The following is an 8,676-nucleotide window of genomic DNA, read 5'->3' on the forward strand; positions in this document are numbered from 1 at the left end:
CCGAGCCCGGGCGAAGGCGGCGCGGGTCCTGGAACTCGTTCAGCTCCGCGAGGAGCGCGTCCGCCTCGGTCTCGGCGAGCTCCGCGCGCGAGAGGAGCTCGGAGAGCGTCTCGCCGGAGCGGAGCGTGTCCTGGAAGCCGACCTCCGCCGGGTTCGCGTGCGCGGCCGGGAGGAGGGCGGGCGGGGCGACCGTGCCGGGCGCGACCCGCAGCTCCACGAAGCTGCCGGCGATGGCGACGCCGAAGGCGGCGAACACGCCGAGGGCGAGGATTCTCTGGGTGGTGCGCATTTGCTCGGTGGAAGTAGTGTTCGAACCGACTTCACGAAAGCGACAGTGTCATCCCGAGCTCAGGCTCGGGATGACGCGGGGTGTCGTATTTTTCCTGCTGTGTGGTCCGTGAACCGACGGTCAGTCCATCTGGCGACGGATGAAGGTCGGGATCTCGAGATCGCTCGGAAGCTTTCGCTCGATGGGCCGGATGTCCGCCTCGCGCTGGATGGGCGCGAGTGGGACGGGCGCCGCGCTGGGCCGGGGCGCAGCGGCGGCGGTGCGCGGCTCCGGGCGCCGCGCCGCGAAATTAGGGCGGATGACGTTGTCGCTCCGCTCGAAGATCTCCTGCTTGTCGAAGCCGGTGGCGATGACGGTGACGCGGACGGCGCCCTCCATGGAGGAGTCGTGCACCGCGCCGAAGATGATCTCCGCCTCCTCGCCCGCCGCCTCCTGGATGATGCTGCTGATCGTCGTCACCTCGTCGATCGCCAGGTCCATCCCGCCCGTGATGTTGATCAGCACCCCGGCCGCGCCCTGGATGGAGATGTTGTCCAGCAGCGGGGAGCTGATCGCCTCCTGCGCCGCCTCCACCGCCCGGTTCTCCCCCGCCCCGTACCCGGTGCCCATCAGCGCCGCGCCGCGGTTGCTCATGATGGTGCGCACGTCGGCGAAGTCCACGTTCACCTCGCCGGTAACCCGGATCAGGTCCGAGATCCCCTGGGTGGCGTGCAGCAGCACCTCGTCGGCCTTCTTCAGCGCGTCCTTGAAGGAGGTGCCCTTGCCCACCACCGAGAGCAGGCGCTCGTTGGGCACCACGATCATGGTGTCGCAGGCGCGCTTCAGCTCGCCCAGGCCGTCGTCGGCCTGGCGCATGCGCTTCTTGCCCTCGAAGAGGAAGGGCTTGGTGACGATGGCGATGGTGAGGGCGCCCATCTCGCGCGCCATCTCGGCGATCACCGGGGCGGCGCCGGTACCGGTGCCGCCACCCATCCCCGCGGTGATGAAGACCAGGTCGGCGCCCTCCAGCGCCTTCCGCATCTCGTCGCGGTTCTCCTCCAGCGCGCCTGCGCCGATCTCGGGCCGCGCGCCGGCGCCCAGGCCGCGCGTGAGCTTGGCGCCGATCTGGATCTTGATCCCCGACTTGCTCTCCTTGAGGGCCTGCGCGTCGGTGTTCACCGAGATGAACTCCACGCCCTCCAGGTCCTCGTCGATCATGCGGTTGACGGCGTTCCCGCCGCCGCCGCCCACGCCCACGACCTTCATGCGGGCGTTCTGCGAGGTGGGCTCTTCGTACTCGAAGATCATCATCTGTCTTCCTCCTCCATCCGCAAAGGGAGGTACGGCCTGGTGAGTTTCGTAAGGAACAAGGCGCGGCCAGGGCTCAGAAGAAGTCCGTGAGCCAGTCGCGCATCCACTTTATGACGCCGTTGACGGAGCCGCCGCCGGAAGCGGAGCCCCCTTCGGGAAGGTCCTGGAGCATGCGCCGGGAGCCGTACATGGCCAGCCCGGCAGCCGTGGCAAACTTGGGCCTGCGCACCGAATCTGCAAGCCCCACGAGGCCCTCGCCCGGTACGCCGATGCGCACGGGAGCCGCGAAGGCGCGCTCGGCCAGCTCGGCGATCCCGTGCATGCTCGCGCCGCCGCCGGTGAGCACGATTCCGCCGCCCAGGCGCGAGGCGAAGCCGCTGCGGTCCAGCTCGGCCGCGACGAGGCCCAGGATCTCGTCCATGCGCTGCTCGATGATGTGCGCCAGCAGCTCGCGGGCGATGCGCCGCGTCTGCCCGGCGGCGGCGCCGGGGATCTCGATGGTCTCCTTGGGGTCGACCAGGTCCGTCCGCGCCGAGCCGAAGCGCTCCTTGGCGCGAACGGCTTCCGCGTACGGCAGCGAGAGGCCCTTCGCGAGGTCGTTGCTCACGGTCGACCCGCCCCAGGGGAGCGAGGCGAGGTGGCGGATCTTGCGCTCGTGGAAGATCACCACGTCGGTCGTGCCGCCGCCCAGGTCCACCAGCGCGGTGCCGATCTCCTTCTCGTCGTCCGACAATACGGCCATCGAAGAAGCGATGGGCTCCAGCACCAGCTCGGCGACCTGGTAGCCGGCGCGCGACACCGACTTGCGGATGTTCTGCGACGACGAGGTGCTGCCGGTGACGATGAAGACCTCGGCCTCTAGGCGCGTGCCCGCCATCCCGACTGGATCGCGGATACCGTTCTGCGAGTCGACGATGTACTCCTGCGGGATGGCGTGCAGCAGCTCGCGGTCGCCGGGGATGACCACGGCGCGGGCAACCTCGTGCACGCGGTCCACGTCGCCGCTGCGGATCTCGCCATCCTTGCCCACGGCGACGACGCCGGTGGACGGCCAGGCGTGGATGTGCTCGCCCGCGATGCCGGTGTAGAGCCGGTCCACGGTGACGCCCGCCATCAGCTCGGCTTCCTTGACCGCCTTGCGCACCGACTCGGTGGTGGCCTCGATGTCGGTCACCACCTCGCGGCGGATGCCGCCGGTCTTGGACTGGCCGACGCCCAGGATCTTGACCTGCGCGCGGTGGGGCGAGTCGCCCGAGACCTCCGCGATGACCGCGGCGGTCTTGCTCGACCCGATGTCCAGCCCGGCAACCAGAGTTTGACGCATGCGTGGGCTTCTAGCGGAGCGCGGATGGAGGTGCGGGCGCCGCGGCGGCCGGGGCCGGTACGGGCGCGGGTGCCGCCGGGGCGGCCTGGGGCATGCGGACCACGACCTGGTCCTCGAAGCGAAGGTCCACGCTCACCGGCGTGGACGGCCTGCCGCCGAGGGACGCGAGGCGGTGCGAGACGTCCGCCAGCGCGGCGTCGAGCCGGAGCAGGCGGTCGGACTGCGCGCCGACGGGGACGACGACCTCGGCGTCGGGATTCGACAGCGTCAGCCGCAGCTCGCCGGGGCGGCCGGCGCGGACTTCCGAGATGCGGGCGGCGAGCGCCGGGTCCAGGTCGGAGATGCGCTGCGTCTCGGCCAGCACGGTGCGCATCCCCGCGTCCTTCACCCGCCCGTCGCGGCCTCGCTCCGACCGGCCGCGGGCCAGGGGGAGGTCGACCGGGACGCGCGCCGGGTCCAGCGGAAGCACCTCGCCGTCGGCGGTGACGGGGACGAGCGTGGCGCCTTCGACGAGGGCGGCGGGGCGCTTCTCGGTCACCTGGATGCGCAGGGTGTGCGGCAGGCGGCGCTCCACGACGGCGGCGGCGATGGCGGGGTGGCGCCGAAGAGCGGCCTCCCACCCGCTGGGGTCCGTCCACAGGCTCTCGCCCATGCGGATGCCCGAGGCGGCGAGCACGTCGTGCGGGGCGAGGAGGCGCGTGCCGGCCACCTCCACCCGCTCGGCAGCGAAGCCGGGGATGCGCGGCAGCACCCGCGGCGCCCACCACGGCGACGACCCGCCCGCGGCGGCGACCACTGCGGCGAGGCCGATGCCGGCCAGGGCGCGCTTCCTCACCCCAGCGCTCCCGCCCGCTCGCGCGAGCGCAGCGACACCAGCAGCTCGCGCGCGGCGGAGTCCAGGTTGCCGGCGCCCAGGGTGATGCACAGGTCGCCCGGCTCCAGCGCCTCGCCCACGCGGGCGGGTACGTCGGCGCGCTCGGCCACGTAGCGCACGTCTGCCCCTGCGTCGCGCGCGGCGCTGGCGATCATCTCTCCCTTGATGCCGGGGATGGGCTGCTCGCGCGCGGCGTAGATGTCGGTCACGAAGACCACGTCGGCCAGGGCGAGGGCCTCGCCGAACTGCGCGGCGAAGTCGCGGGTGCGCGAGTAAAGGTGCGGCTGGAAGACGGCCACCAGACGGCGATCGGCGTGCGCGGCACGGGCGGCGTTCAGGGTGGCGGAGATCTCGGTGGGGTGGTGCGCGTAGTCGTCCACCAGCAGAACGCCCGCGGCCTCGCCCACCTGCTCGAAGCGCCGGTCCACCCCGCCGTACGACAGCAGCCCCGCCGCGACGGCGTCCCACTCCGCGCCCAGGTGCCGGGCGACGGCGACCGCGGCGAGCGCGTTGCGCACGTTGTGCAGCCCCGGCGCGTGCAGCTTCGCGCGGCCCAGCGTCTTCCCCTTCTCCACCACGTCGAACGACGAGGAGCCGCCGACCAGGTCGATATCCACCGCGCGCAGATCGGCCGTCTCGCTCGTGCCGTACGACATCCGCGCCGCGGGATTCCCACCTACCGAGGCCAGCAGCTTGGCGGCGCCCGCGTCGTCCGCGCAGCAGGCGATCATCCCGTCCGCGGGCACGGTGCCCACGAAGGTGGCGAACGCCTCCTCGATGGCCTCCAGCGAGCCGTAGATGTCGAGGTGGTCGGCCTCGAGCGTGGTCACGACGGCGATGGTGGGGCGGAGCTGGTGGAAGGAGCGGTCGTACTCGTCGGCCTCCACCACGTACAGGTCGCGGCCGCCGGGGCGCAGATTGCCGTTCCACGCCGGCACGCGGGCGCCCACGAAGCCGGTAGGGTCCATCCCCGCCGCGGCGAGCACGGCGGTGGTGAGCGTGGTGGTCGTCGTCTTCCCGTGCGTGCCGGCGATGCCCACCACCTTGGCGTGGTTCACGATGGCGCCCAGCGCCTCGGCACGCTTCAGGACGGGAATGCCGCGCTGGCGGGCGGCCACGATCTCCGGGTGGTCCGCCGGAACGGCCGCGGTGGCGACCAGCGCGGCGCAGCCTTCCAGGTGCGACGGGTCGTGCCCCTCGGTGACCTGGGCGCCCAGCGCTTCCAGGGCGTGCACGCCGGGTCCGGGATGCGCGTCGCAGCCGGTGACCCGCACGCCGGCACGCAGCAGCATGTCGGCCAGAGGGGTCATCCCCGCCCCGCTGATGCCCATGAAGTGCACGGGCCCGCCGCGGGAAAGCTCCACCAGATCGAAGGGGCTCAATATACCGCCCGTGCTTGGGATTCGAAAGGATCGTTCGGGGCCGCGAAAGCCCGCTCCGCGCCAGTGCCTTCGGTGCAAACAGCAGACTCCGCGGAAGCCTTTCCGAAGTCGTCCGGAGAGGTGCGGACGGGAGATGCGAACGATGCCCGGAAGCGCACAGCCGAGGTCTCGGCGAACGTCTTCACCGGCTCACCGCGAGGCGGATGAGCTGGGCGACGATGCGGTCCGCCGCGTCGGGGATGCCGCGGGCGCGGGAGGCGGCAGCCAAGCGCGCGCGGCGGGCAGGATCGTTCGCAAGCGACAGGATCTCCGTCCACAGCTTGCCGCTGCCCAGCTCCGGCTCGTTCACGACCGCAGCGGCGCCCGCCTGCTCCAGCGCGACCGCGTTGTGGTGCTGGTGGTTGGCGGCGGCGTGCGGCAGCGGGACGAGCACCATCGGGATCCCCCACGCGCACAGCTCGGCCAGCGCCATGGCACCGGCGCGCGACACGGCGAAGTCCGCGGCGGCAAGGGCGCCCGGCATGTTCTGGATGTACGGGAAGGCGTGCACCCAGCTCGCGGCGCCGGTCGCGTCCAGCCGCGCGGCGACGCTCTCGTAGTGCGCGGGTCCCGTGGCCCACAGCAGCTGGAAGTCCGCCGGCGGCGCGGGGAGCTTGCCCGCGGCGACGCCGTTGAGCGCCGCGAGCAGCGCCTCGTTCACCGGGCGCGCGCCCTGGCTGCCGCCGACGATGAGGCCGACGGTGCCCTCCGCGGAGAGGCCGAAGCGCGCCCGCGCGTCCGCCCGGTCGATGGACGGGTCGGGCGGACGGATGGGGTTGCCGAACTCGAACACCTCGGTCTTCGCGCCCGGCTTCAGGTGCTTGCGCGCCTCCGGGAAGGCGAGGTGGAGCTGGCGCACGCGGCCGTCCACCAGGCGCGTGACGAGGCCGGGATACGAGTTCTGCTCCTGCACCGCCGCGGGCACGCCACGCAGCAGGGCGGAGGCGACGGCGGGGCCGCTCGCGTAGCCGCCCGTGCCGACCACGAGGTTGGGCTTGAACTCGCGGAACACGCGCGCCAGGCCCGTCATCGACCGGAAGAGCGAGGGGACGAGCACCCAGTTGCGCCAGGGCTGCTCGCGCCGGATGGGCTCGAACGGCAGCAGCGTGTGGGGCACGCCGCGCTCCGGCAGCACGCGCGCTTCCACGCCGCGCTGGGCGCCCACGAAGTAGACCTCGGCGCGCGGGTCCAGCCGCTGGAACGCTTCCGCCAGGGCGAGGGCCGGGTACAGGTGCCCGCCGGTGCCGCCGCCCGCGAAGAGCACGCGCGGAACCGGGCCGGGCGCGACCGCCGTGGGCTCCGGCTCCAGCGAGGGCTGTGGCGGTACGACCTCTTCCACCTCGGCCGGGATGGTCTCGGCGAGCGGCGTGGGGCTGGTGTCGCTCATGCGCGCTTCTCCCGCCCGGCACGGGCGACGTTGAGTAGGATGCCCACGGCCGCGAACGAGGTGAGCAGCGCGCTCAGGCCAGACGACATGAACGGCAGCGCCACGCCCGTGGTGGGCAGCAGCGCCATCGCCACGGCCATGTGCAGGAAGGCGGCGACGGCGATCACGTTCGTCATCCCGATGGCGACCAGGTAGCCGAATCCGTCCGGCGCCCTCGCGGCGATGCGGTAGCCCACGAGCATGAACGCGGCGAAGAGCGCGACGACGAAGACGATGCCGAAGATGCCCCACTCCTCCGAGATCATGGAGAAGAGGAAATCGTTGTTCGCCTCGGGCAGGAAGCCGAACTTCTGCCTGCTACCGCCGAAGCCCGTGCCGCCCAGCCCGCCGCTGCCGATGGCGATGAGCGACTGGTAGATCTGGTAGCTCACTCCTGCGGGATCCGACTCGGGCGAGAGGAACGCCGCGATCCGCCGCATGCGGTAGCCCTCGTGCGTGATGGAGTGCCACACCAGCGGCACGGCGCCCATGCCCAGAAGGATGAAGTGGCCGATGCGCGCCCCGCCCGCGAACAGCACCAGCGCACCCAGCAGGGCGATGAGCAGCGCCGCCGACAGGTTGGGCTCGCGGAACACGAGCAGGATCACGGCGAGCCAGACCACCAGGAAGGGCATGAGGCCCTTGCTCATGGAATGCAGCCGGTCCTGCTTCTTGACCGCCATCGCCGCGGTCCACACGATCACGGCCAGCTTGGCGAACTCGCTGGGCTGGAACATGATGCCCAGGTTCAGCCAGCGGCGCGCGCCGTTGATGCGGGGCGCGATGGCGTTCGTCCCCGGCATCACGATCACCACCAGCATCACCATGACGGCGATGAGCATCGGCCAGGCGAGCTTCTCCCAGTTCCGGTAGTCGACCCGCGAGAGAACGGCGGCGAGGACGAAGCCCATCACCGCGCCGCTGATCTGCTTCACGGCGAAGTAGTAGCCCGGCAGGCCGTCGTACGCGGCCATGAAGCTGCTGGCGCTGTACAGCTCGATCACGCCGAACGAGAAGGCGGCGAGCGTGAGCAGGATCAGCGCGCGCCCCTCCCACGCGTCGGGCGAGGCGGGGAGGGCGGACGCGCAGCGTGGCGGCGTGGCGGACGACCGCGGACGGTCGAGCACGGGCGCCAGCTCCTGCGGCAGGTCGGCCGGGCGCTTGGGCTTGCGGGCGAGGGCCTTCACGCGGCACCTCCCGCGAGCTCGGCGAAGCGGCGGCCGCGCTCCTCGTAGTTCGCGAACATGTCGAAGCTGGAGCAGGCGGGGGAAAGCAGCACCACGTCACCGGCGCGCGCCAGCTCTCCGGCGCGCTTCACCACCTCTTCGAACGACCCGTCCACGCGCTCCAGCGGGACGTGGCCGGCCAGGTCGTGCTCCACCTGCGGCGCCGCCTCGCCGAACGCGACCACGCTGCGGACACGTCCCTCCAGGTCGGGCAGGAGTTCGCTGTACGGCTCGCCCTTGTGTTTGCCGCCGAGCAGCAGGACGGTCGGGCGGCTGGTGCTGCGCAGGGCGACGCGGGTCGATGCGACGTTGGTCGCCTTGCTGTCGTTGATCCACAGCACGCCGTCGTGGTCCGCGACGGGCTGGAGACGGTGCTCCGGCGCGTGGAAGCTCTTCAGGCCGCGGGAGATGGACTCCGCGTCGGCGCCGAAGAGACGTGCGGCGATGGCGGCGGCCAGCGCGTTCGCCGCGTTGTGGGGACCGAGGATGCGAAGCTCGTCCGTCCGCACCAGCGCCTCGTCCGCGTCGTCCCGGCTGAGGCGGAGCGTCAGCACGCCGTCGTCCGAGACGAAGCCGCCCATCTCATCGGCGGAAAGCTGGCTCGCGACGCGGAAGTAGTAGCGCGTCCCAAGCGCATCGCCCGGAAGCTCGCGGGCCGTCTCGTCTTCCCCGTTCAGGATCCAGACGCTGTCCGCGGCCGCGTTGCGGAAGAGGCGCGCCTTGTCGTTGTAGTAATCCACCAGGCTGGCGTACCGGTCCAGATGGTCGGGCGCCAGGTTGGTCAGGATGCCCATCGCGGGCGCGAACTTGTCGATGTCCGCGAGCT

General features: G+C 71.9%; 8 protein-coding genes. All 8 read right to left on the reverse strand.

The window, feature by feature from the left end; genetic code table 11:
- On the reverse strand, positions 1 to 289 hold a 289-nt coding region (locus VFE05_03980), incomplete at its 3' end, for a hypothetical protein (GenBank protein ID HET6229213.1).
- Between the two features lie 120 nt (positions 290 to 409).
- Positions 410 to 1,579: a cell division protein FtsZ gene (ftsZ, locus tag VFE05_03985; GenBank protein ID HET6229214.1), complete on the reverse strand. Its 1,170-nt coding sequence runs from the start codon at positions 1,577 to 1,579 to the stop codon at positions 410 to 412.
- 73 nt (positions 1,580 to 1,652) lie between these two features.
- On the reverse strand, positions 1,653 to 2,903 hold the full coding sequence (ftsA, locus tag VFE05_03990; GenBank protein HET6229215.1) for a cell division protein FtsA: 1,251 nt from the start codon (positions 2,901 to 2,903) through the stop codon (positions 1,653 to 1,655).
- 10 nt (positions 2,904 to 2,913) lie between these two features.
- Positions 2,914 to 3,738, reverse strand: a complete 825-nt coding sequence (locus VFE05_03995; GenBank protein HET6229216.1) for an FtsQ-type POTRA domain-containing protein — start codon at positions 3,736 to 3,738, stop codon at positions 2,914 to 2,916.
- On the reverse strand, positions 3,735 to 5,159 hold the full coding sequence (gene murC, locus VFE05_04000) for a UDP-N-acetylmuramate--L-alanine ligase (protein HET6229217.1): 1,425 nt from the start codon (positions 5,157 to 5,159) through the stop codon (positions 3,735 to 3,737). The genes VFE05_03995 and murC overlap by 4 nt, the downstream gene beginning before the upstream one ends.
- A 181-nt stretch (positions 5,160 to 5,340) precedes the next feature.
- A complete protein-coding gene (gene murG, locus VFE05_04005) occupies positions 5,341 to 6,585 on the reverse strand; it encodes an undecaprenyldiphospho-muramoylpentapeptide beta-N-acetylglucosaminyltransferase (protein HET6229218.1) in 1,245 nt (414 codons plus the stop codon).
- Positions 6,582 to 7,811: a putative peptidoglycan glycosyltransferase FtsW gene (locus VFE05_04010; GenBank protein ID HET6229219.1), complete on the reverse strand. Its 1,230-nt coding sequence runs from the start codon at positions 7,809 to 7,811 to the stop codon at positions 6,582 to 6,584. Before VFE05_04010 ends, murG begins: the two co-directional genes overlap by 4 nt.
- On the reverse strand, positions 7,808 to 8,676 hold an 869-nt coding region (murD, locus tag VFE05_04015), incomplete at its 5' end, for a UDP-N-acetylmuramoyl-L-alanine--D-glutamate ligase (protein HET6229220.1). The genes murD and VFE05_04010, both read right to left, overlap by 4 nt.

It is taken from the genome of Longimicrobiaceae bacterium, from assembly GCA_035696245.1.
Taxonomy (GTDB): Bacteria; Gemmatimonadota; Gemmatimonadetes; order Longimicrobiales; family Longimicrobiaceae; genus DASRQW01.

What these genes read in the sequence shown, in the direction of transcription:
- ftsA (HET6229215.1), bottom strand. Translation starts at nt 2,903, where the DNA reads ATGCGTCAAACTCTGGTTGCCGGGCTGGACATCGGGTCGAGCAAGACC.
- ftsZ (HET6229214.1), bottom strand. Translation starts at nt 1,579, where the DNA reads ATGATGATCTTCGAGTACGAAGAGCCCACCTCGCAGAACGCCCGCATG.
- murG (HET6229218.1), bottom strand. Translation starts at nt 6,585, where the DNA reads ATGAGCGACACCAGCCCCACGCCGCTCGCCGAGACCATCCCGGCCGAG.